The following is a 22,908-nucleotide window of genomic DNA, read 5'->3' on the forward strand; positions in this document are numbered from 1 at the left end:
TTTTCTATTTGCATTGAGTTTAAATAGTAGTTGTATTTTTTTATGGTTTTTGTTAGCGTTTTAAACTAAAAAAGTGGTTTAAAAATTTCATAATTTTGCTTTTTAAGCTAAAATTTTAGCATTTTTAGTTTGATTAATAAGTAGATTTTTCTTTTGTAATGGTTAGACTTAAAATTTAGTGTTTTTGGGTTGATAGTTATTTTTCCTGGGTTTGCCAGTTTGATGGCAAAAATTAAGACAAAGGGATGAATTTAATATTTTAAATCAGCGTCTAAATTACACTGTAAAATGCAAAATTAGGATTTTAAAATCTTTAGGTTCTGTAATTTTAATGCGCTTAAATTTTCTTTAACTGTGAATTTGTTAGTGATTTGTCTAAAATTGATAGATTAGTTTGTCTCTTTTTTAATTAAAGTAACAAAACTTATTTCGTCTTCACCTTTGAGTTTAATTAATTTTACCCCTTTTGTCCTACGACTAATTATTGGAACGCTATCAAGATCAATTCTAATTGCAAAACCTCTTTTAGTGATAATTATTGCTTCCTGATCTGGTCCAATTGTGCCGACAAAAATAAGATCACCAGCCTTTTCGTCGTCTAGACCTTTTAGTCCTTTAGTTGCTCTTCCAGTTAGTCGATATTCTTCAACAGGAGTTTTTTTCCCATAACCATGTTTACTTAAATTAAAGACAAAATCATTGCCAAAAGTGTAACAAGCGCCAACTATTTCGTGTCCTTCTTCAAGAGCGATTCCTTTAACACCGATTGAAGCCCGACCGGTATTTCGCAATAATTTAATTGGCCAGCGATTTACAAGCCCTTGGGATGAAGCTAAAATAATATTGATTTCAGAACTTGCTGGCACAATAAAAGCTGATTTTAAATAATCTCCCTCAACAAGTTTTAAAGCGATTTTTCCATTTTTTGGAATATAACTAAACTCTGAAAGTTCCGTTTTTTTAATATAACCAAAAGCAGAAACTGTGATAAGCCAATGATCTTTGTATTGCTGGTTTCAAGGAATTAAAGCACTAATATTTTCATCCTTTTGCACTTGTACAAGATTTAAAAAAGGGAGACCTTTTCCTTGTTTTGAGCTATCGGGAATTTGGTGAGCCCGAAGTTTGAAAATTTTAGCCCGTGAAGAAATAATTAAAAGATCGCTGTGGGTGTTTGTGATGCAAACAGATTTTAGCTCGTCATCTTTGTATAAATTTGAAACTGAAGCACCAAAACCACCACGATTTTGTAGGCGATATTCTTCTAAATTTAACCTTTTTACATAGTTATTTTGTGTCAGAGAAATAATTACTTTTTCATTAGGGATAAAATCTTCTTCATTAAGTCGTATAATTTCGGTAATAATTTCAGATCTTCGTGGATCACTGAATTGTTCAGCGGTTACTTTGTGTTGGGTAATAATCAATTCAATTAGTTTTTCAGGAGATTCAATTATTGACTTAATTTCGTCAATTTCGATTTTTAGACTTTCAATGTCGCTAATTAATTTTTCGATTGCCAAACTAGTTAGCCGACCAAGACGCATGTCAATTATTGCTTTTGTTTGAACAGGATTTAAATTATAAGTTTGGGCTAATCTTTCTTGAGCGATTTGGTCTGAACTTGAAGATTTTATAATAGCAATTACATTGTCGATATTTTCAATAGCAATTTTTAAACCGCTTAAAATATTAAGTCTTTCGCTAGCTTTTTCCAAGTCAAAGTTCAGCGCACGAAGATTAATTTCTTTTTGGTGTTCAAGATAATGACTTAAAATTTCCTTTAAATTCATTAATTTTGGCACACCTTTTACAAGCGCAAGCATATTTATTGAATAACTAATTTGTAAATCGGTGCTGTGATAAAGTTTATTTAAAATAACTTCAGGATTAAATCCTTTTTTAATATCAAAAACAACACGAATTCCGTGACGAGTACTTTCATCACGAATATCTTTAATTCCAAGAATTTTTTTATTTTTTACTAAAAAAGCAACCTTTTCGATAATAGAAGGTTTTTTAACTTCATAAGGAATTTCGTAAAAAATAATTCGCGATCTACCTGAATTTAAATGTTCAATTTTTGCTTTTGATCTAATTCAAAAAGTACCTTTTCCGGTTAAATATGCTTGATTTATGCCTTTTTTTCCCGAAATTATTGCACCTGTTGGAAAATCTGGACCAGGAAGAGTCTCAATTAATTCATTAATGTCAATATTTGGATTTCTTGCAAAAGTAATAAAAGTTTCAATAATTTCACCTAAGTTGTGCGGAGGAATTTTGGTGGTCATCCCAACAGCAATCCCAGAAACCCCTGAAACTAATAAATTTGGAAATCGTGCTGGTAAAATTTCGGGTTCCATTTCACTTGCATCATAATTAGGTCTGAAATTTACAGTATTTTTTTTAATACCTTCAATCATTTTATTAGAAATTTTTGACAGTCGCGCCTCAGTATAACGCATTGCCGCAGCTTCATCGCCATCAATTGAACCAAAATTACCGTGTCCGTCAATAAGTGGGTAACGTAGTGAAAAAGGTTGAGCCATTCGAACCATTGAATCATAAACAGAAGCATCACCATGTGGGTGATATTTTCCAAGAACATCACCGACAATTCTAGCTGATTTTTTATAACTAGTTCCTGAAGTTATTCCAAGTTCGCTCATTGTGTATAAAATTCGTCTATGAACCGGCTTTAGTCCATCGCGAACATCAGGTAGAGCTCTTGAAACAATAACTGACATTGAATAATCAAGAAATGAAACTTTCATTTCATCTTCGATTTTAATTGGAACAATATTGTCAGTTACTGTCTCTAAAATTGTTGGTTTAACTTCGTAAATTTGGTCTGAGTCATCCGATTTGTCATCGTCACTATTTAAGCTAGAATCAATTTCTTTGATTTCTTCGTTATCTTTATGGTTTTTATTGTCCTCAATCATATATTTCCTTTTAAAGCAATACTAATTTTAAAATTATACCATAATTTCCTGCTTTTTTTGAGTTTTTGGTTGAAAAACTTTGAAAAATTTTTAATTATGTATGCCAACATAATTAAAAAAAATATTTTAATTTTGATAATAATAAATTTAGTTTTGATTTAAAAAATAATTTGTATCAAAAGTTGAAATTTAAACCTTAGATAAAAATGCGGTCAACTAAAAAAAGTGTCATAAAATACGGCATTTTATAATAGATGCAAAACTATAATAGTCAATTTTGACCTTAATAATTCAAGCAAATTCCTTAAAAAATAAAAAAACGAGCTTTGTAAGGCTCGAAATTTTCTAAAAATTTGCAAAAAAACTTGCTAAATTAAGTTATGCTTTTTACAAACTAGTGTTGGTGAAGTGTTAAAAGAATTAGAGCAAAAACAATTCCAGCTGCAAAAAGAATAAGCGAAATATGCCATTGTTTTGAGGGATTATTCCTGAGGTGAATAAATTCGGGAACTAATTCGATTATTACCACAAAACTCAAAATTGCTCCACCAGAAACATTGAAAAATGGAATTAGTCAACCAGTTTGAATAAAAAATCTATTCAAAAAAGCACCTATTACGATAATTGGAATTAAAATTAGCGTTGTAATTAAGTTGTAAATTACGGACTTTTTAATACTTTGACCATATTGAACTTGCCGATAGTGAATAATTAAAATTTCAATTAACATATGAGCGACAAAAGTTCCGATTAAATATCAATTAACTTCTTCTCCTGCAGTCACCCTGGCAATGACAGATCCTAATATAAATCCATCAATTGTTCGGTGTGAAAGTAGAAGTAAAATTGCAAGTCAAGCGGATTTTGGACTGTCAATGTCAGAAAAATTTACAATATGATCGCTATGATCGTGCTGTTTGTGATCCAAATGCAAATCTTTTTTAAAAATGCGAATAAAAAATCAACGGGCAATAAAAACACTTGTCAGACCTAAAATTGAACCACCGCCAATTATTAGAATTTTAAATAAATTTTCTAGATCACCATAGCTATGAGCGAAATTTTCAGCACCATTGAACCCTTCTTGCATAAGTCCGACTGTTGCAACCATCAACAAAAGACCGGTGCTGAGTGAATAGAGATAAATATTTGACGTTCGTTTAATTCGCGGTTTAACAATTGCAATCAAAAATACTATTAAAACCGGAACTGCTAGAATAATTAAAAGGAAAATTAGTAAATTTACAGTAAGGGAAAGATAAAAATCCTGATTTTGGTAAAAAATTGTTAATACCTTCTCTCTACATAAAAATAAATACTAAATTTTACAAGATAAATATTTTTTTTAACTAAAAAATATTAAAAAAAAATTAAAAATTAAAAAATGCCGTAATCTACGACATTTTTATTATAACTACTTATAAATTATTGGAGGTTGCAATTAGGTATGGTGGCTCCGACAGGAATCGAACCAGTGACACACGGTGCTTCAAACCGTTGCTCTACCAACTGAGCTACGGAGCCATGGCGGTCTAGACGGGGATCGAACCCGCGATCTCCTCCGTGACAGAGAGGCGTATTAACCACTTTACTACTAGACCTTGGTTGCGGAGGTAGGAATCGAACCTACGGCCTTTGGGTTATGAGCCCAACGAGCTACCTCTGCTCTACTCCGCTGTGTTAAGAAATTTTTAAAATAAATGGCGGGCAATGAGGGATTCGAACCCCCGCGGGCTTTCACACCCCTGCCAGTTTTCAAGACTAGTCCCTTCAGCCACTTGGGTAATTGCCCATTTTGGTGGATCTAACTGGATTCGAACCAATGACCAACCGGTTATGAGCCGGATGCTCTAACCGCTGAGCTATAGATCCAGGCGATTTTGTTATATATTATATGAAAATTGGTGGCTCCAAGGAGATTCGAACTCATGACCTTCCGGGTATGAACCGGACGCTCTAACCAACTGAGCTATAGAGCCAATGGTGGAGAGGAAGGGAGTCGAACCCTCTACCTCCTGCGTGCAAAACAGGCGCTCTAGCCAGATGAGCTACCCCCCCAAATGGTGAAGAAGACAGGATTTGAACCTGCGACCACTACGTCCCAAACGTAGCGCTCTGCCAAGCTGAGCTACTTCTCCAATTAATAATTATACACTATTTTTTGAAAAAGCAAAATTTTTTTATTTATTTTTTTTTATTTTTAAAAATAAAAAAATGGCGATCACGAGAGGATTCGAACCTCTGACCACAAGCTTAGAAGGCTCGTGCTCTATCCTACTGAGCTACGTGACCACAATTTACAATTATACCACTTTTTTAATAAAAAGATTTATAATTTATTGCATGAAAATAAATTGATTTCCAGGCCATATGGCAAAAAGCATAAATGACATAGAAAATAAAGCGCGAATAGCAGATCTTTTTATTTTAGTTGTGGATGGCAGATGTCCTATTTCTAGTCTAAATGAGAATTTTTTACAAATTGCAAAGCAAAAAATGACACTAGTAATAGTAACAAAAATTGATCTAGCTGATAAAAATAAATTCACTAAAATAAAAAAATTTTTTACGGATAAAAAATTTTTTGTTCTCTTTGTAAATTTACGAGATTATTCAGCTAGATTAGAAATTATATCACATTTAAATAAAATTTTTAAAATAAAACAAGAAAAAAATTCAACTAAATTTTTTTCGCCAAGTCTAAAATGTTTTGTTGTCGGAGTACCTAACACTGGAAAATCAACGCTAATAAATTTAATCACAAAATCGCAACTAAAAGTAGGAAACCAGCCGGGAATAACGAGAAATAATCAATGAATTAGCTATGATAAATTTCTTTTTCTTGATACCCCAGGTATCCTATTGCCAAAAATGGATGATCAAATTTTAGCCGTAAAATTAGCTATTATTGGTTTGATAAGGTGAGAAATTCTAAATATTAGTGATCTTTTTATTGAAGCATACAAAATTATTTCCGAACAATATCCAAATTTCATCACAGATTTGGAACTAAAACCTTCACTAATTGATTCAGAAATCGAAGAAAACTTGTTGATTTTGTGCAAAAATAAAAAATTTATAAATAAAAGCGGTCTAGATTTGCCTCGCTGTCGAAAGTGATTTTTAATGCATATTGGCAAACAAAAAATTACACTAGATTAATTTTTTAAGAAAATTAAAGTTCATTAAAAAATTTTTTTTAGAATAGTTAATTTTTAAAAATACCTAAATTATTGTGTTAATTTAGGTACAAAAACGGGGTGTTTTTCTTGCTTTTGTGACCCAAAAGCAAGTTTATTATTTTAGATTTTAACTTTATGCTTTTTAGGTTTTTTACTTTTAGAACTAAAAGAAGTCTATAAAATAGTTGCTTAAAATGCTAATGAGTTTTTACCACAAACTATAAATAAAAAATTATTTGTCTGATTTTTCTACCAATTTAAATTTATATATGGTTTTTTTCTTTTGCGTTTTCTTTTTATTTTTCTTCATATTTATCTAAATAATTGTTTTTTAAATCTTCCATTAGTTCAAGTCGACTAACGTTTTTATCAAAAATAATGCTTTTATTCTTAGGAAAAGCCAAGATTTGGAAGGCAACTTTCTCAAAACTAGATTCAGGAATTGTATTAAAATTTAGTGTTAAATCCGTCTCAAAAATTGTTGTCAAAAAAATATTATTATTTTCTGTTTTTCTAAAAACCAATTTTTCTCATTCAGCCCTTTTTGAAAAATTAGTAGGGGGCGATATGGGTTGGAGGACTGTTCCCCAAAATCGTTCATAACCAATTCGTTCCCAAGTTTCGTAAATAAAAATATTATTATTTTTCAGAAATTCATCAAGTTTTTCGCCGTTTAGAAATTTTTGTTCAAAATCAGAAATTAGATCATTTTGGTCAATTTTTAATTTAGGATCTAATTTTGAAATTCGGTCGATAATTGTTGTTTTAAATTCGTCAATATTTCTAATAATTGCATGTTTTTTTGGTAAAAAACTGTTAGATCAAGGATTAATTTTATTTGTAATTAAATCAAGAATTTTTGGCTTTAAAGTTTTAATATTATTAATTTCTTGGCTAAAATCGATAATTTTAAACATAAAAGAGGGGGATAAACCGCTAATCTCGTTTTTTGACAAATTGTACTTTTTTGCGAGTTTATTATAAATTTTTCTAGCTTCTGTTTCAATTAATATTTTCTTCTTTTCATAATCTATAATTTTATCATTATCACCAGCATAAATTTTTTCATCAATATCCCTAAAGGTGATTGTTTTATTTTTAGGGTAGACTATAACATTAAAAAAAGGCGAATCATCAAAAACTATAGTGTGTTGAACTAATTCTCCTTCTTTAACAAAATCTGGTACAAATCTTGTGGCTATAATGTTTGAAAAACCATTTTCTTCAAAATAATAGTAGGTAACACGAGTTGGCCTTGAATATCTGACACGTTCGCGTATTATAATATTATTTTTTTCTAAGACTTTTTCAAGAAGCTCTCCTTTTAGAAATTTGTCTTCAAATTCTGACTTGAGTTCAGAAGTATTAACATTGGCAAAATTAGGATTATTTTTTATAATTTCTTCAGTTCTATCAACAATATTTTTTTGAAATTGTTCGAGGTTTTCAATTGTTATTCTACTTTGTTCGCCAAGGAATAAAAATTTGTCTCGCTGCTTTTCGGGTTGATTATAAAACAGATTTAAGGCTGAAAAAGTTCCGTTTTTTGCATTAAATTCTTCATAATGCTTTGCTAGTAAATTTAAAAAATAGTGAGAATTGTAATTTTGGTGATTATTAATTCCGTCATCTTTGTTAAAAATTTGTTTATTAATAAAATGAATTAAATTTCCGCAGGAAGTTAAAAAAAATGCCGGAATTAAAAGGGTTGTTCCCAAAAATTTACTAAGAATTAGTTTATTTTTCATTATTAACCAAATAAGAAAGTGCTAATTTATCTTCAACAGAATTATCAAAAATTACAGATTTAAATTTTTTGACATAAAGCCGGTAGTAGCCTGATTTTTCTGCTTTAAAATTGATTAATTCATCATTGCTTTTAGAGCTTGTTGACCAAGAAACATCAACTCAATTATTATTTGAATCAAGTTTTTGCAAATACAAATCATAATCTGAAACAAGATTGCCATTTTGATTTTTTTTAGTAGTTTCTAGCTTTAAACGTTCAGAATTAATATGTGTTTCAGACCATTTGTCAAAGTCATTTTTATGTTGGTTCATCTTAGATTTTGCATCTAAAATAGCACCGGCGCCTGCAACTGGTAAACCAACCGGAGCAAAAGGTGTTAAAAATCATCATCAACTTACGTAGCTGCTCTGGTCAGGCGCAGCTACTTTATTTTTTAAAAGACCAGCATTAAACATCCAAGACAAAGAAGCCTTAATTCTGTCGTTTGAATTTACTCAAAATGGTTTGCTAGTAAAAATTGTTTCCTGGTCTGATTTTTTTTGGTCACTAATAAAGTAGGTATTTTCACTAGCTTTTAACATATTTTTAAAATCAGGAGTGCCTGATCCATATTTTTCAAAATAACCACTTCTCTTTTTAGTTAAATCACTATGATCTGGTGAAATTGCTGAAGCAGATAAAATCGCTTTTAATGCTATTAGTCTATTGTCATCATTATCTAAATTTGGTTTTTCTCTTAGGAATGTTGATATTAAACCAGTGACAATAGGGGCAGCAAAACTAGTTCCTCTAACAAAACGATCCTTAAAATTAGTAACAGGATTATAAATCCGTCCGGGAGCGACGACTAAAGGTTTAGCCAATTCATAATATTCTTGCCCAGTTTTATAATTTGAATAGTCAGCAATTTTGTTCTTCGCAATTTTTCAAGGTTCAGAATTATCATCGAGTGCGCCAACAACTATAGAATTTAAAGATAAACTTTTCTTATCTATTCAAGGGTGGTCTTCATATTTCTCATCAGAATATTCCCTTGCACCGTTACCAGCTGCAAAAACGTTAATAACACCATATTTTCTTGCTAAAAAATCAAGAAAAAAGGCGTCTTCTTTATAATCGTAAAAATCTTTCCCTGTTGCCCCATAACTGTGATTTATTACCCTAACATTATTGGTTTCAACCATTCATTCAATTGCTTTTTGTCACTGACTGTTAGTAGTAAATATAGACAAATAGGAAGTTGACTTGGTATCAATGCCTAGTTTACTACCTAATATTAATAATACTAAAGTTGAATGATATGGTTCGTTTTCATCATACTTCGTTGTAATTGGTTTAATTCACTTATTAGTAGATCCCAAGTCGTTAATATGAATGTTATTATCATTAAAATAACTCTTAAAATCATAGTTAAATTCATCCTCAACTTCGATTGCGCCAACTTTTGTTTTTGGTGATTTGTAAGTTAATTTATCCTTATTAGCCTGTTCTTCAAAATTAACTATCTTAATATTTTTTGATATTGATTCTTTAAACTTGTCAAATCCACTTTTAGGTAAATATTTAGATAAATAATAGTTGTAACCATTTAGAAATTGATCATTATAATGAAACCAACTTAAAGGCTTTGTTTTTTTATTTCCTTCATTTTTATATACGATGTAACGACTAATGAACGAGTTTTCCATTGAATTTTTTACAAAAAACTCTCTATCATTCTCGGTATCAAAATAAAACCATACAATTGGTAATATTTTACTACTCTTCACTTCTTTGAATTTTAATCCTGATTTTTCTATTTTTTTAATAAATTCAAGATTAAAATTACTTATTTCTTTAGACTCAGTACTCAAGAAATTAGGGTTTAATAGTAGTTTTAATTCGAATTGATTATCAAAATCATCAATTTTTGCCGAGTTACTTAACTGTTTTGCAAAAGGCTCTCTTATATCAATTTTATTACTAAAATTTGAAGAATATCAATATTTTTTAGTATCAAAATTTATAAGAAAAGAGTGATATATTAAAAAAATTGATGGCCAAAACACCAATAATAAAATTATTTTTTTAAATCTTGCTAATTTCATTTTTCACACCCAATTAAAATTATTTATAAAAATTATAACATGTTTTGTGGTTTTAATTTAATTATATTACTTTTATTAATACTTTAATTTTTTTATTGAAAACCCGACTTCTACTTTTAAATAAATATTTTATCATTATACTTTTATTAACAAATTATTACTAATAATCATGAGCTTTATTTATTAATAATTTTCAATATTCTAAAAAATTTTAAAATTCTTACAATAAATTATTGACCTTCTACAACATAAAAGAAATAAAATTGATCCAAACCTAAAAGTTACTTATCATATAAAAGCCCAAGTTTTATATTAGGGAAATAACTTGTTCGAATCTTTTAAAATGAACATAACAGAAAAAAATTAACAAGTGAGTACAATCAAAATCATAAATAAAAAACTAATTGTCTGATTTTTTTCTACTAATTTAAACTTATATGTGATTTATTGGCACTGGTTTTCTTTTCTTTTTTGATTCTTCATATTTATCTAAATAATTGTTTTTTAAATCTTCAATTAGTTCAAGTCGACTAACGTTTTTATCAAAAACTATATTTTTATTCTTGGGAAAAGCCAAGATTTGGAAGGCAACTTTCTCAAAACTAGATTCAGGGCTTCTAACAAAATTTAGTGTTAAATCCGTTTGAAAAATTGTTGTCAAAAAAATATTATTATTTTCTGTTTTTCTAAGAACCAATTTTTCTCTTTCAGCCCTTTTTGAAAAATTAGTAGGGGGCGATATAGGGTGGAGAACACTTCCTCAAAATGGTTCATAACCAATTCGCTCTCAAGTTTCGTAAATAAAAATATTATTATTTTTTAGAAATTCATTAAGTTTTTCGCCTTTTAGAAATTTCTGTTCAAAATCAGAAATTAGATCATTTTGGTCAAGTTTTAATTTAGGATCCAATTTTAAAATTCGGTCAATAATTGTTGTCTTAAATTCGTCAATATTTTTAATAATTGCATGTTTTTTTGGTAGAAAACTATTAGATCAAGGATTGATTTTATTTGTAATTAAATCAAGAATTTTTGGCTTTAAAGTTTTAATATTATTAATTTTTCGGCTAAAATTGATAATAATAGACATAAAAAAGGGGGATGAAGTACTAATCTTGTTTTTTGACAAATTGTACTTTTTTGCGAGTTTATTATAAATTTTTCTAGCTTCTGTTTCAATTAATATTTTCCTTTTTTTCTGTTCTTTATAATCTATAATGTTATCATTATCGTCGGCGTAAATTCCTTCGTCAATGTCCCTAAAAGTGATTGTTTTATTTTTAGGGTAGACTATAACATTAAAAAAAGGCGAATCTTTAAAAACTACATCGGGTTGTTCTAATTCTCCTTCTATAACATAATCTGGTATAAATCTTGTGGCTATAATGTTTGAAGAACCATTTTCTTCAAAATAATAGTAGCTAACACGACTTGGCTTTCAATATCTACCATGTTCGTTTATTATAATATTGTTTTTTTCTAAGACTTTTTCAAGAAGTTCTCCTTTTAGAAATTTGTCTTCAAATTCTGACTTGAGTTCAGAAGTATTAACATTTGCAAAATTAGGATTATTTTTTATAATTTCTTCAGTTCTATCAACTATATTTTTTTGAAATTGTTCTAAGTTTTCAATTATTAGATCATCAGGTTCGCGAAGGAATCAAATGTTGTCCCGTTGTTTTTCGGGTTGATTATAAAACAGATTTAGGGCTGAAAAAGTACCGTTTTTTGTATTAAATTCTTCATAATGTTTTGCTAGTAAATTTAAAAAATAGTAAGAATTGTAATTTTCTGGATTGTTAATTCCGTCATCTATGTTAAAAATCTGTTTAGTAATAAAAGTAATTAAATTTCCACAGGAAGTTAAAAAAAATGCCGGAATTAAAAGGGTTGTTCCCAAAAATTTAGTAAGAATTAGTTTATTTTTCATCATTAACCAAATAAGGAAGTGCTAATTTATCTTCAACAGAATTATCAAAAGTTACAAATTTAAATTTTTTGACATAAATCTGATAGTAACCTGCTTTTTCTGCTTTTTCTAATTTCTTTTAGTTTCCAATAAAGTAAGTATTTTCGCTAGCTTTTAACATATTTTTAAAATTAGGAGTGCCTGACCGATGCTTTTCAAATCTTCAAAATAACCAATTTTGTTTTTGGTTAAATCACTATGATCTGCAAAAATTGCCAAAACAGATAAAATTGGTTGTTACCTTCATTAAATTCTCCTTATAATTTGTTCTTATATTTTTAACAAATTATATCATGATCTTCAAAAACAAGAAAGTAAAAAATAAAAAAATATAATTTCATAATATTTTGTAAAAAAATTATATTTTTTTATTTTAACAGTTGTCTATATTTATGAATTAACAAATTTATATAAAGTAGCACTAACCCCTATAAAATTCCAATGACATCACCTAGATCAAAAAATCCAAAATCTCTGCTGTCGCTACTGTTTTCCAAATTATCGCCAACAGCAAAAAATTTATTTTCAGGCACTATTCCATCGAATAAAAAAGTTGCACTTTTGATAAAAGTTGCAACTTTTTTATCATTTATGTAAATTTCATTTTCTTTAACAGTTATTTTATCACCTGGCAGACCTAAAATCCTTTTAATTAAAACTATTTCTTTGTAATTAAAAGCGACAATATCGTTTCTTTTTGGTGATTTTACCCTATTAATAAAAATTTTTTGCCCGTGTTGAAGAGTTGGGAACATCGAGTTACCTTCAACATCAACTAACCTAAAAATAAAAGTAAAAAGAATAAAAACTGTTAGGGCAATTGAAAAGACTAAAGCTGACAAAACAAATAAAAAAGTTTTTTTATTAAAAAATTTTTTCTTTGGCTTATCAGTTACAAAATTATTTTTTTCCATAGTTGAATCATTTTTCATTTAAGTATTACAGGAATAATTATATATAATAGTTGCTTAGCTAAAATTTAATTTGTTAAAAAATATTCTTTAGTGACAAAATTTCAGCTTGAGACAGTTTACGTTTTTCACCTGGTTTTAAATTTCCAAGTTCAATAGTTGCAAAACTTAATCTTCGGAGCATAAGTACTTTTTTGGAAACAGATATAAAAATTTTTTTAACATGATGGTTTGAACCTTGCCAAACTTTGACAATATATGTTCGGGAGGCAACTTTTTGAACTTTTTGAATAGATTTTACATTATCTAAATAAATTTCATTGTTATTCAAAAAGTTGATTTCCTCATCATTTAAATTAAAATCAGTTTTGACTAAATATGTTCTCTGGATTTTTGAACTAGGATGAAGTAATTTATTGCTAGTTTCGCCATCATTTGTTACCAAAATTAGACCAGTTGTTTCAAAATCTAGCCTGCCTACTGGAAACAAATAGGAATTTTTATCAAAAAATTCCATTATTGTTGGCCTATTTTGTGGATCAGTTCGACTTGTAATATAATTTTTTGGTTTATTTAGCGCATATCAGACGATTTTTGGTTTTTTATTTATTTTTTGACCGTCAAACTCAACAACATCTAGATCAGAAATTTTTTGGCCTATTTGTGCAAATTTGCCATTAATTTTTATTCGTTTTTCATTGATTAATATTTCGGCTTTTCGTCTGGAGGCAATTCCCATTTGCGATAAAAATTTATGAATTCTAACTGTTTTCATGATTTTTAATTTGTTTTTGCAACAAAAACAAAGGAAGGCTAATACAAATTACTCGGTTTGGGTGACTTTTAACCATAAAAAGTGCATTTAAATCTTCTAAAATAGGGATAATTTTTTGAGATTTAATCATTTCTTCATAATTTTCAAGTAAAATTTGCGCTTCACTTATGGTTTTATTAATTAAAATTTTTTCAAATAAATAACAACTTGCGAGCAAAAGTGTACAACCAGAAGCGCAAAATTGTATTTTTTTAATTTTTTGACCAATAATTTCTAAGTCTAACTGAGCCCAATCATCACAATTATTGTTCATTTCAGAGCTTGTTGACTTACAAATTCGTTTCTTTTCTTTGAATTTTTCATTAGCATCGACAATAATATTTCGTCGAATAATAAAATCATTATACAAAATCTAAAAACCTCTTTTCTTCTAAGTTGGTAATTAAGTCGTCAATATCAGCAAAATCATTGTAAAAACCAAGCGAAACTCTGATGAAACTATCATTTTTTAGCACTTTTTTTAGTAACGGAACACAAAAATTGCCGCTTCGAACATAAATATCGTTATTTCCTAAGTATGATGCAACATCCTGGGCACTAAAACCTTTAATATTGAAAATTATAATGTGGTCGCCTTTTTTAGAAAAAATTTCAATATCATCAATTTTTTCTAATTTTTCATATAAATAATCGGCCAGAATTTTAATTTTTTTATAAATTGTTTCAAACCCGATTTCATTTATAAAATCAATAGCAGCATTTAAGCCTCAAATTGCAGCAAAATTTAGTGTTCCTGCTTCAAATTTGCGATAATCATTATAAAAAAGCAAATTTTTTTTGTCAAATTTTCGAATTATGCCCCCTCCAAATTTTACAGGTTCTAGCGGCCCCATCAAATAATTTTTTATTGCAAGCACACCTAAACCAGTTGGCCCGTAAAATTTATTAGAACTAAAAGCCAATGCGTGACAAAATTTCATACTAACTTTTTGAAAGTTTATTGATTGTGTTGCATCATTTATTACAAAAGAGCCGTTTTTTAAAGCTTTTTCTCAAATTTTGGCTAAATCTAGATCTACTAAAATTGAATTATTTGCTTGGCTTAAAGCAATAACAGCTGTTTTTGGTGAAATTTTGTCAATTATTTTTGTGCTATAAACAATTTTTGCACCCACCTTTTGAGCAATTTTGACTCAAACAAGTAGATTTGAAGAATGATTTAAGGGTGATAATAAAATTTCATCTCCCCTTCTTATGAATTTTTTAATCATGTTTGCAAAAAGGTTTATTGACTCTGTTGTTCCGGATGTGAAAATAATTTCTTCAGCAAAACCATCAATTAATTTTGCAATTTTTTCGCGAGTTTGGTTTAAAATCTGTAAATTTTCAAAGGCGATTTTTGAATTTGATGAGTGTGTATTAACTGCACAATTTGTGTAAAAATGGTTAATTTTTTCAATTACAGATATTGGCTTTTGCGTCATTGCTGCAGAATCTAAATAAGTTACTTTATTTAAAAAAGGAAAAAACTGTTTATAATTAGTCATTTTTCTTGATAAAATGCAAAAAATACTCGATATTTTTTGATTTTAGTCCTTTAATTGGTGATTTAGTTGAATTAACAAAATCAAAGTCATTTTTAGCAAATTCAACCAGTCTGTTAATTAAAAACTCATGAAATTCGGGCGAAACATAACCGCCTTTTTGGACATATTTTGAGCTAGCCTCAAATTGAGGTTTAAATAAAGCAATAAAACTTTGCCCTTTTTTTAACAGATTTTTTATAACACTAATAACAATTTTAAGACTAATAAAGGAAACATCGCAAACAATTATGTCGATTTTTTCATCAAAAAAATCACTTGTAACATATTTAATGTTGGTTTTTTCTTTTACTGAAACTCTAGGGTCAATTCTTAAAGAATAATCTAATTGATTTAAGCCTGAATCAAGCGCAAAAACTTTTTTTGCTCCTTTTTCAAGGCAAATTTGTGTAAAACCACCTTTAGAAGACCCAATGTCTAGAACAATTTTGTCATTAAAATCAAGTCCGAATTTTTCGTAAGCTCAAAGTAATTTTATGGCGCCGCGGGAGACATATTTTTCCTTTATTTCAACAGTTACTTGGTCTAAATTTTTAATTTTATATGCTGGCAGAAGGCATATTTTATTATTGACTTTTACATGACCAGTTTTAATTAATGATTCAGCTTTTTCAAAACCCATGCTTAGAATTTTGCTAAGTAGGTTCATTTATTTTCATCTCCTTAAAATTTCAATGAGTTTGATATTAAAATTTGGATCAGTTTTTATTCATTCAAGCGATAAATTGTTAAAAGCATCTCTTCGACGGTCTTCAAAGTCGAATAATTTTTGTCTGAATTTGAATCTTTGTAGGTAAATTTGTCAACTATAAAACAAAAAGATTGCTAAATTTTTATGAATTCTTAAGTTTGAGAGTAAATTTAGGTTTAAAAACTGTTTCATGCATGAAATTCAATTTTCAACTTTGTAAATATTATTAACTAATTTTAAATCAAGTTGAGCACACTGTTGATTTGAAACACTAATTTCTAAAATTTTTGAAAGGTTATAAAATAAAAATTTAAATTTTTTTCCAAGTATTTTTTTATATTTTCAAAATTTGATCTCAATTTTGATATGACTTTTTATTTCATGTTTATTTTTGAGGTCTAAGAAGATTCTTGTTTTCATAATAATTGTATACTTTTTGCAAAACAGCATTTACAAAACTAAATTCATCGCCACCTTCAATGCTAAAAATTTTAGTGATTTCAATAGCCTCATTAAAAATAATTCCACGTGGTTGGAAAAATAATTCAGCAGCTCCCAAAAGCAAAATTGATCGAATTAATGGCAACATTCTATCTCAACTTCAATTAGATTTTAACTGTAAAGTAATGACTTTTTTCAAAAAAACATAATTTTTCTTGACAAAAGTAAGTATTTTCAACTGATCAAAAGTGACTTCAAAATACTTATTTTTTATTTCATCAATGTCAATATTTTGATCAAAAAGTTGTGAACCATAAATAATTGAAATATTGGCCATTCTTTTAATTCGTTGTTTGGATAGACTTTGAAACTCAAGACAACTATTTTCTTCGTTGTCTTCAAAGATTTTAATATGCTTATCTTGGTAATTTGTTGGTTCACTATTTGAGCAAAAAGCTCGATTTTCATAGGTTATTTTCACTAAATTACTGTTATGTTGACAACTTGGAGCACTCAAGGTGTCACAGTTTTTTGCCCCATCTTGAGTGTCATTTTGACTTAAATTACCAGGTAAATTTTTAGAACTATTACAATCGAGCGAACTTACAAAAAGAGAGCGTTGCTTTTGTAAAACGTGTGCAAATTCCTTTGCTTCTAGATCAAAATAAGGAAGAGTATTTTTTTTCTTATTCCTATATTTTTGGCTTTTTGCCGAATTTTTTTTGTTTAAATGATTCATTTTATTCCACTTTTTTGCTTTTGCAAGCTAGATAATTGAGTTTAAATCTGACTAATTATAAAAAAATAATAAATTATACTTTAAATTTAATAAAATTTTATCATTTTTCAATATATTAAAAAAAATTTGTAGCAATTATTTAGCTCTTTTGTTGGAAAAATTCTGAAATTAAAATATTTAAAACTGTAAGTTCAAGGAATAATTATTCTAAAGAATCAAAAATATCTTCACCTATTTCTGCTAGCTCAACTTGAAAATTTCTGGCGATTATGTTTCCAATAGTTGCAAGTGAATCAACTGGATTTTTTAATTTTTTGGACTTTGATGTGAATTTTTTTGAAAAAATTGTTAGCGGTAGAGCCTCGCGTGTGTGATTTGTGCCGGGAAAACAAGGGTCATTTCCGTGATCAGAAGAAACAATTAATAAGTCATCATCTTTTAGAGTATTTACTAATTTTGCTAGTTTAATGTCAAAATTATTTAAATTTTGACAATAGCCCATAATATCTCGACGGTGGCCATAACTTGAGTCAAATTCGACCAAATTCACAAAAATAAATTGATTTTTTGTGGATTTGGAGGCAATATCAATTGTGATATCCATATTATTTTCATCACTGTCAGGCCCAAAAATTTTATCAAGCCCCTGTTTTGAAAAAATATCGCCAATTTTACCGACTCCTATAGTTTCAATTCCTTTTTGCTGTAATCTATCAAGAATTGATTTTGGCGGTGTGTTTGCATAGTCATGTCTGTTAAAAGTGCGTGTAAATTTTCCGTTTTGACCAATATAAGGGCGAGCAATAACGCGAGCAACATTTCATTCTGGCTTTGAAGAACAAATGTTTCTTGCAGCTTTTGCATAGCGATATAGATTTTCAAGCCCTAATGTTTCTTCATGACCACAAATCTGTAGAGTCGAATCAGGCGAGGTATAGACGATTATTTTGCCCTCGTCGATAGATTTTTGTCCTAATTCTGACAAAATCACAGTCCCGCTAATTGATTTATTGCCAATAATTTCTCGATTATCAAATGCTTTTTCGAGCTCTCTTATTAGTTCATTAGGAAAACCCTGATCAAAATTTGGGTTAGGCTCAGTAGTTTCAATTCCCATCATTTCTCAATGACCCGCGAGGGTGTCTTTTGCATTTGATTTTACGATAATTTTTGAAACATAAGCAAGTGGTTCTTTATTTATTTTGCCACTATTTTCAATTTTAGCCACATTAGAAATTCCCATTTTTTTTCAGAAAGGAATTCTTAATTCACCAGTTTTTGAAACACAATATAAAGTATTTGCGCCCGAATCGCCAAATTTGTCTTGAAAACCATCATCCCCAATTCCAAGCGAATCAGTTACTATTAAGAAAATTCGATTAAATTTGTATTGTTCCATAATTTTTTGTTAGTTTTTCCTAAATTTTTCTATTTTTTAATATTTTAATTAATTTTACAACAATTAGGGCAGAAGATGAAAGTATTTTTGCAAAAGGATTTAAAAGATTGTGGATTGGCGGTTCTTCAATCAATTTATCATTTCTTTTATGATAAAAAACTATCAATAAACTCTTTAAAAACAAAAGCTTTTTATTCAAATGACGGGATAAATATCGCTAATTTAGAGCGACTGGCAAAGGAATTTGGAATTATTCTTGAATCTTACGGGGGTCCTTATGAGAATTTAAAAACCTTAGAGATCGTAAAACCAACAATTATTCTAATTAAAACTGGTGATTTAAATCATTATGTTTTATTGACAAAAGTAAAAAAATCAAAATTTGAAATTATCGATCCCTTAAAAGGAAAAGTAAAAATTAAACCTGAAACAATGGCAAAAATTTTCCAAAATGTTGTAATTTTTGCTCAAAAAGATCCTGAATATAAAAGATCAAAAATAAAAGATAAATCATGGAATAATTGGTGGTTTTTCCTTGAGTCAAAAAGTAATTGGTATCTTATTTTTTTATTTTTTATAACTGCAGTTAGTAATTTTTTATCTTCGTTATTCATGAAAACAATAATTGACAAGGTTTTGCCCCAACAAGATTTAGGTCTTGTCATAAAAGTGAGTCTTTTCTTTGCTTGGATTGTAATTTGGCGAATTTTACAGGACATTATTAAAAAAATATATATTCATAAAATTGAACTAAAAATCGAAAAAGATATTTTTGATCGTTTTTTTAATGCTTTAAAAACAGGTAAAAATTTTCAACTTTTAAAATTAGACAATCATGATTACATTAGAAGAATCAATTTAATTCCAAGTTTTGCAGCTTTTTCGGCCAGTTTTTACTACCATATTTTTAACGAAGTTATTACTTTTTTAATTTCATTTTTTATATTACTGTGGATAGACATTAAAATTTTAGGCTTAATTATTGGAATAGGCATAATTTACCTTTTTATTAGCATAATTGTGCGAAAAAGTATTTCAAAAAATCACCAATTTTTAATGGAAGATCAACTAAATAGTTTGACAAGCACAAATGACATGATTTTTTCGCTTGAAAATTTAAAGCGTGATGATGTTTATAAAAATTTAAAACATCAATTTGATGAAAAGTATTACCGTTATAAAAAGACAGAATTCAATATTTGGAAAAAAGAGAGTTATTTATCAAGTTTTAATAATTTTCTTTTTTCAATAGCGCCAATTTTAATTGTGGTTATTTCCTCTTTTTGAATTTTTGATAAAAAATTATCAATTGGTGAATTACTGCTTTTTTTAAGTTTTTTTAGTTTTTTTATTAATCCGCTTTCTTCATTTGTTAATATAGTCACTAATTTGCCAATTTTTTTAAAGGAATTTGAGCTTTTAAATTTTGTGCTCAACATTGAAAAAGAAACAACCGGCAAATATCACCAAAAAATTTCAGATATAAAACTAAAAGATTTAAGCGTGAGTTATTATAAAAATAAGACACTTTTTTACATTGAAAAAATTCAAATCAAAGAAAATTTGCACATAATTGGAAAAAATGGAAGCGGAAAGTCTACATTTTTGCGACTTTTAAACCAGGAAATTGTTTATAACGGTGATTTTTTAATTAATAATCTTGATTTAAAATATTATGACCAAAATGAATTACGCAAGAGAATTTGCTATATAAAATCGCAAAATTATTTTCCCAACATCAGTGTTCTTTCCTTTATAACAAATGAAAATCCTGAAAAAATTCAGAATTTAATTAATAATTTTCAACGATTTGACATTCAAGAAATGCTTTATGAATGGCAAATTTCCCTTGATTCAAAATTTATTAACAACGGCTCAAATTTTTCTAGCGGACAAAAGCAAATAATCGCACTTTTGCAACTTTTAACTAAGGATTTTGACTTAATTTTATTAGATGAGGCTTTTGAAAACATCGATGAGAAAAATTTTGAATTTTTAAAGAAAGTAATCTCAAATTACCAAAAAAATGCAATGTTTATCGAGATTTCTCATTCAAAAAGATATGTAATTGAACAAGGAGAAACTTTTGACATCAAAGATATATCAAAACAATAAGATAACAATAATAATTAGTGTCTTTTTGCTAATTTTGATGGGTGCAAGTTTTTACTATTTTTTTCAAATAAAAACTTATAGGACAGTTAATTTTATCTTAGAAATTGATGAAAAACATAAAACATTTGCAACAGTAAATTCAGACATATATTATTTAATGGATAAAGATTCATTTGCCCAATTTCAATTTCAGGACCGAGTAATTAGACTTGAAATTACAAAAATTGTTAATGTAAAACAGAATGAATTTGTTATTGAATTCACAAAATCACTATTATTAAAGCCAAAAACTCAATTGCCGGCAGTTCTTTTTTTAAAAAATACAGGTAATTTTTTAGATCTTTTTACAAAATAGAATAAAATTAAATATAAATGGTGAAAATTCTAATTAATTTTGAGAATCAAAGTAAGGTTAAGTTTAAATTTTTAAAGTTGTTTAAAAAAATTTTTGAAATTTTTGCAAAAAATGAAAATTTACAAGGTGAAATTAATCTAGATTTAATGCTAATAAGTGAAGAAAAAGCTCAAAAACTAGCCCTTAAGTTCAAAAATAAAGACTATGTTCCTGATGTTTTATCATTTCCAAGTGGCTTGAAAATTCAAGAAAACAATTTGCAAATTCATTTTTTAGGCGAAATTTTTATGACACCATCAAAAATTCAAAAACAGGCAAAAGACTATAATCACACTGAAAAACGCGAATTTTCATACCTTTTTGCTCATAGCCTTTATCATTTACTAGGTTTGGATCATGATAATGATGAAAATAATAAATTTATGCACGAAAAAGTAGACAACATTTTAAAAAATTTGGAGATTTCTCGCTAATGGAACAAATATTTGAATCCCTAAAAAAACTAAGCAAAAATTCCTACTGTCCTTATTCCAATTTTCCAGTAGCCTCAATTTTGCTAACAAAACAAGATCGTACTTTTGAAGGCATTAATGTTGAAAATGCCGTTTATCCTGCAGGAATTTGCGCCGAAAGAGTAGCGATATTTCAAGCAATTGCCCAAGGAGTTAATCCTGAAAATTTTAAAGAAATTCATATTTATAGCCCAAAATCTAGTAAATTTATTGTCCCTTGCGGTCAATGTTTACAAGTTTTTGTTGAATTTTTTTCTGAAAATGTTAGCATTTTTCTTTATAATTCAAAAGCAGAATTTATTGAGAAAAAATTAAATCAACTTCTCCCTTTGCAATTTAATAAGGATTTTTTATAAATATGGATACAAAAACATGTTTTGTTGCAGTTATTGGCCAACCTAATTCAGGTAAATCTTCACTAATAAACTCGATTGTTCAATTTCCAGTTTCAATTGTTAGTCTAAAAGCCCAAACTACTAGAGATGCAATTAACGCAATTTATAATAAAGATAATCTTCAAATAGTTTTTGTTGACACCCCCGGTTTTCATAATAAAATTAATAATTTAAGTAATTCTTTAAATTTCGCGATAAATTCGACACTTGAGGGAATAGATCTTGTTCTTTTTTTACACCCAGTTAACGAGCCAATTGATGAAAATACACAGGCATTTGCTAAAAAAATTTCAAATATTAAAAACAAAATAGCAATAATTACTAAAACTGATATTGAAGATGGCGAATTTACTTTTGAAAAACAGTCGCAAAAAATGAAAGAATTTGAACTTGAATTTGACAATATTTTGCCTTTTTCAACTAATTTTGAAGATTTACGAACCAATTTATTAAGTCAAATTGAAAAATATGCCTATCCCTCAAATCATTTTTTCAATAATTTAGATGTTACTGATCAAAGTTCACGTTTTTTTGCAAAGGAAATAATAAGAAAACAAATACTTTTGAATGTTGATGATGAAATTCCGCACCAAACTGCTGTTGTCATTGACAATTTTGATGAATCAGAAAAAAATTGTATTCGAATTGATGCAACAATTTATGTTGGTAGAAAGTCGCACTTACCAATAATTATTGGTAAAGCTGGCTCAGTTCTTGGGCAAATTGGCACTAACGCTCGCAAAGAACTTGAAGAGATTTTTGGTAAAAAAGTTGTTCTAAAAAACAGAGTAGCCGTTGCTAAAAAATGATTTAACGACCCTAAAATGATTAAGAAATTTGGCTATTAAAAATTTAAGTTTGTATAAATTTTCCCTTAAATAATTAATTTGGCAACTATTGCTAAACAGCATTTTTTGTTGCTAAAATTACTAAAAAAAATTATTAAAATTTATTAAAAATAGATTTTAATTTTAATAAATTAAATATTTTACAATTTTGCTGTAAAATATTTAACTAAGCAAGCATTCTTTTTTAAAA

The 22,908-nt window shown here is 28.1% G+C and carries 19 protein-coding genes and 9 tRNA genes; 6 read left to right on the top strand and 22 right to left on the bottom strand.

The annotated features are described in order from the left end of the window. Nucleotides 1-389 precede the first annotated feature (389 nt). From gyrA to R7X45_RS02685, 11 genes are all read right to left on the bottom strand, one after another. The gene (gene gyrA, locus R7X45_RS02635; RefSeq protein ID WP_318055812.1) at nt 390-2,945 is read right to left on the bottom strand and encodes a DNA gyrase subunit A; all 2,556 of its coding nucleotides are present in this window, start codon (nt 2,943-2,945) and stop codon (nt 390-392) included. A gap of 394 nt (nt 2,946-3,339) precedes the next feature. Then, nucleotides 3,340-4,056 (bottom strand): hypothetical protein, encoded by a 717-nt coding sequence (locus tag R7X45_RS02640; RefSeq protein ID WP_334308814.1) that lies wholly within the window; start codon nt 4,054-4,056, stop codon nt 3,340-3,342. A 337-nt stretch (nt 4,057-4,393) separates the two neighbouring features. Next, nucleotides 4,394-4,469 (bottom strand) — tRNA-Phe (locus R7X45_RS02645). A gap of 1 nt (nt 4,470) precedes the next feature. After that, nucleotides 4,471-4,546, bottom strand: a tRNA-Asp gene (locus R7X45_RS02650). A 1-nt stretch (nt 4,547) separates the two neighbouring features. After that, a tRNA-Met gene (locus R7X45_RS02655) sits at nt 4,548-4,622 on the bottom strand. 24 nt (nt 4,623-4,646) lie between these two features. Beyond that, nucleotides 4,647-4,737: transfer RNA gene (locus tag R7X45_RS02660), tRNA-Ser, on the bottom strand. A 4-nt stretch (nt 4,738-4,741) separates the two neighbouring features. Then, a tRNA-Ile gene (locus tag R7X45_RS02665) sits at nt 4,742-4,817 on the bottom strand. 30 nt (nt 4,818-4,847) lie between these two features. Then, nucleotides 4,848-4,924: transfer RNA gene (locus R7X45_RS02670), tRNA-Met, on the bottom strand. A 2-nt stretch (nt 4,925-4,926) separates the two neighbouring features. After that, a tRNA-Ala gene (locus R7X45_RS02675) sits at nt 4,927-5,003 on the bottom strand. 3 nt (nt 5,004-5,006) lie between these two features. After that, a tRNA-Pro gene (locus tag R7X45_RS02680) sits at nt 5,007-5,083 on the bottom strand. Nucleotides 5,084-5,160: 77 nt separating this feature from the next. Beyond that, nucleotides 5,161-5,237: transfer RNA gene (locus R7X45_RS02685), tRNA-Arg, on the bottom strand. Nucleotides 5,238-5,315: 78 nt separating this feature from the next. Here R7X45_RS02685 and ylqF point away from each other — a divergent pair. Continuing rightward, a complete protein-coding gene (gene ylqF / locus R7X45_RS02690) occupies nt 5,316-6,107 on the top strand; it encodes a ribosome biogenesis GTPase YlqF (protein WP_230580389.1) in 792 nt (263 codons plus the stop codon). Nucleotides 6,108-6,423: 316 nt separating this feature from the next. On the opposite strand, the gene R7X45_RS02695 is transcribed toward ylqF, so the two are convergent. From R7X45_RS02695 to R7X45_RS02745, 11 genes are all read right to left on the bottom strand, one after another. Next, nucleotides 6,424-7,875, bottom strand: a complete 1,452-nt coding sequence (locus R7X45_RS02695) for a hypothetical protein (RefSeq protein ID WP_318055814.1) — start codon at nt 7,873-7,875, stop codon at nt 6,424-6,426. After that, entirely contained in the window at nt 7,865-9,964 is a 2,100-nt protein-coding gene (locus R7X45_RS02700) for a S8 family serine peptidase (RefSeq protein ID WP_318055815.1), read from the bottom strand. Before R7X45_RS02700 ends, R7X45_RS02695 begins: the two co-directional genes overlap by 11 nt. A gap of 433 nt (nt 9,965-10,397) precedes the next feature. Continuing rightward, nucleotides 10,398-11,894: a hypothetical protein gene (locus R7X45_RS02705; protein ID WP_318055816.1), complete on the bottom strand. Its 1,497-nt coding sequence runs from the start codon at nt 11,892-11,894 to the stop codon at nt 10,398-10,400. Between the two features lie 467 nt (nt 11,895-12,361). Further along, nucleotides 12,362-12,865 carry a signal peptidase I gene (gene lepB / locus R7X45_RS02710; RefSeq protein ID WP_318047541.1) on the bottom strand — a complete coding sequence of 168 codons (504 nt, stop codon included), beginning with the start codon at nt 12,863-12,865 and terminating at the stop codon, nt 12,362-12,364. A gap of 55 nt (nt 12,866-12,920) precedes the next feature. Beyond that, complete coding sequence (locus R7X45_RS02715; RefSeq protein ID WP_318055817.1) at nt 12,921-13,619, bottom strand: pseudouridine synthase; 699 nt, start codon at nt 13,617-13,619, stop codon at nt 12,921-12,923. After that, nucleotides 13,606-14,028 (bottom strand): iron-sulfur cluster assembly scaffold protein, encoded by a 423-nt coding sequence (locus tag R7X45_RS02720; protein WP_318055818.1) that lies wholly within the window; start codon nt 14,026-14,028, stop codon nt 13,606-13,608. Before R7X45_RS02720 ends, R7X45_RS02715 begins: the two co-directional genes overlap by 14 nt. Beyond that, nucleotides 14,021-15,166 carry an aminotransferase class V-fold PLP-dependent enzyme gene (locus R7X45_RS02725; protein ID WP_318055819.1) on the bottom strand — a complete coding sequence of 382 codons (1,146 nt, stop codon included), beginning with the start codon at nt 15,164-15,166 and terminating at the stop codon, nt 14,021-14,023. The genes R7X45_RS02720 and R7X45_RS02725 overlap by 8 nt, the downstream gene beginning before the upstream one ends. Next, entirely contained in the window at nt 15,159-15,872 is a 714-nt protein-coding gene (locus R7X45_RS02730; protein ID WP_318055820.1) for a TlyA family RNA methyltransferase, read from the bottom strand. Before R7X45_RS02730 ends, R7X45_RS02725 begins: the two co-directional genes overlap by 8 nt. Beyond that, nucleotides 15,873-16,334, bottom strand: coding sequence for a hypothetical protein (locus R7X45_RS02735; RefSeq protein WP_313359298.1), 462 nt, complete (start codon nt 16,332-16,334; stop codon nt 15,873-15,875). After that, nucleotides 16,300-17,094, bottom strand: a complete 795-nt coding sequence (locus R7X45_RS02740; RefSeq protein ID WP_313359299.1) for a transcription antitermination protein NusB — start codon at nt 17,092-17,094, stop codon at nt 16,300-16,302. Before R7X45_RS02740 ends, R7X45_RS02735 begins: the two co-directional genes overlap by 35 nt. A gap of 202 nt (nt 17,095-17,296) precedes the next feature. Beyond that, nucleotides 17,297-18,493, bottom strand: coding sequence for a phosphopentomutase (locus R7X45_RS02745; RefSeq protein WP_318055821.1), 1,197 nt, complete (start codon nt 18,491-18,493; stop codon nt 17,297-17,299). 75 nt (nt 18,494-18,568) lie between these two features. Between R7X45_RS02745 and R7X45_RS02750 the strand changes: the two genes are divergently transcribed. The 5 genes from R7X45_RS02750 to era are packed head-to-tail and all read left to right on the top strand — an operon-like array spanning nt 18,569 to nt 22,718. Further along, nucleotides 18,569-20,608, top strand: coding sequence for an Mbov_0121 family peptidase domain-containing ABC transporter (locus tag R7X45_RS02750; protein ID WP_318055822.1), 2,040 nt, complete (start codon nt 18,569-18,571; stop codon nt 20,606-20,608). Next, nucleotides 20,580-20,963 carry an MAG1140 family protein gene (locus R7X45_RS02755; protein ID WP_318055823.1) on the top strand — a complete coding sequence of 128 codons (384 nt, stop codon included), beginning with the start codon at nt 20,580-20,582 and terminating at the stop codon, nt 20,961-20,963. The genes R7X45_RS02750 and R7X45_RS02755 overlap by 29 nt, the downstream gene beginning before the upstream one ends. 20 nt (nt 20,964-20,983) lie before the next feature. After that, nucleotides 20,984-21,436: an rRNA maturation RNase YbeY gene (gene ybeY / locus R7X45_RS02760; RefSeq protein ID WP_334308815.1), complete on the top strand. Its 453-nt coding sequence runs from the start codon at nt 20,984-20,986 to the stop codon at nt 21,434-21,436. Further along, nucleotides 21,436-21,831, top strand: coding sequence for a cytidine deaminase (cdd, locus tag R7X45_RS02765; RefSeq protein WP_318055825.1), 396 nt, complete (start codon nt 21,436-21,438; stop codon nt 21,829-21,831). The genes ybeY and cdd overlap by 1 nt, the downstream gene beginning before the upstream one ends. Nucleotides 21,832-21,833: 2 nt before the next feature. Next, nucleotides 21,834-22,718 carry a GTPase Era gene (gene era / locus R7X45_RS02770; RefSeq protein WP_157356270.1) on the top strand — a complete coding sequence of 295 codons (885 nt, stop codon included), beginning with the start codon at nt 21,834-21,836 and terminating at the stop codon, nt 22,716-22,718. The last annotated feature ends 190 nt before the right edge of the window (nt 22,719-22,908 follow it).

The organism is Mesomycoplasma ovipneumoniae (genome assembly GCF_033343935.1).
Lineage (GTDB): Bacteria > Bacillota_I > Bacilli_A > Mycoplasmatales > Metamycoplasmataceae > Mesomycoplasma > Mesomycoplasma ovipneumoniae_G.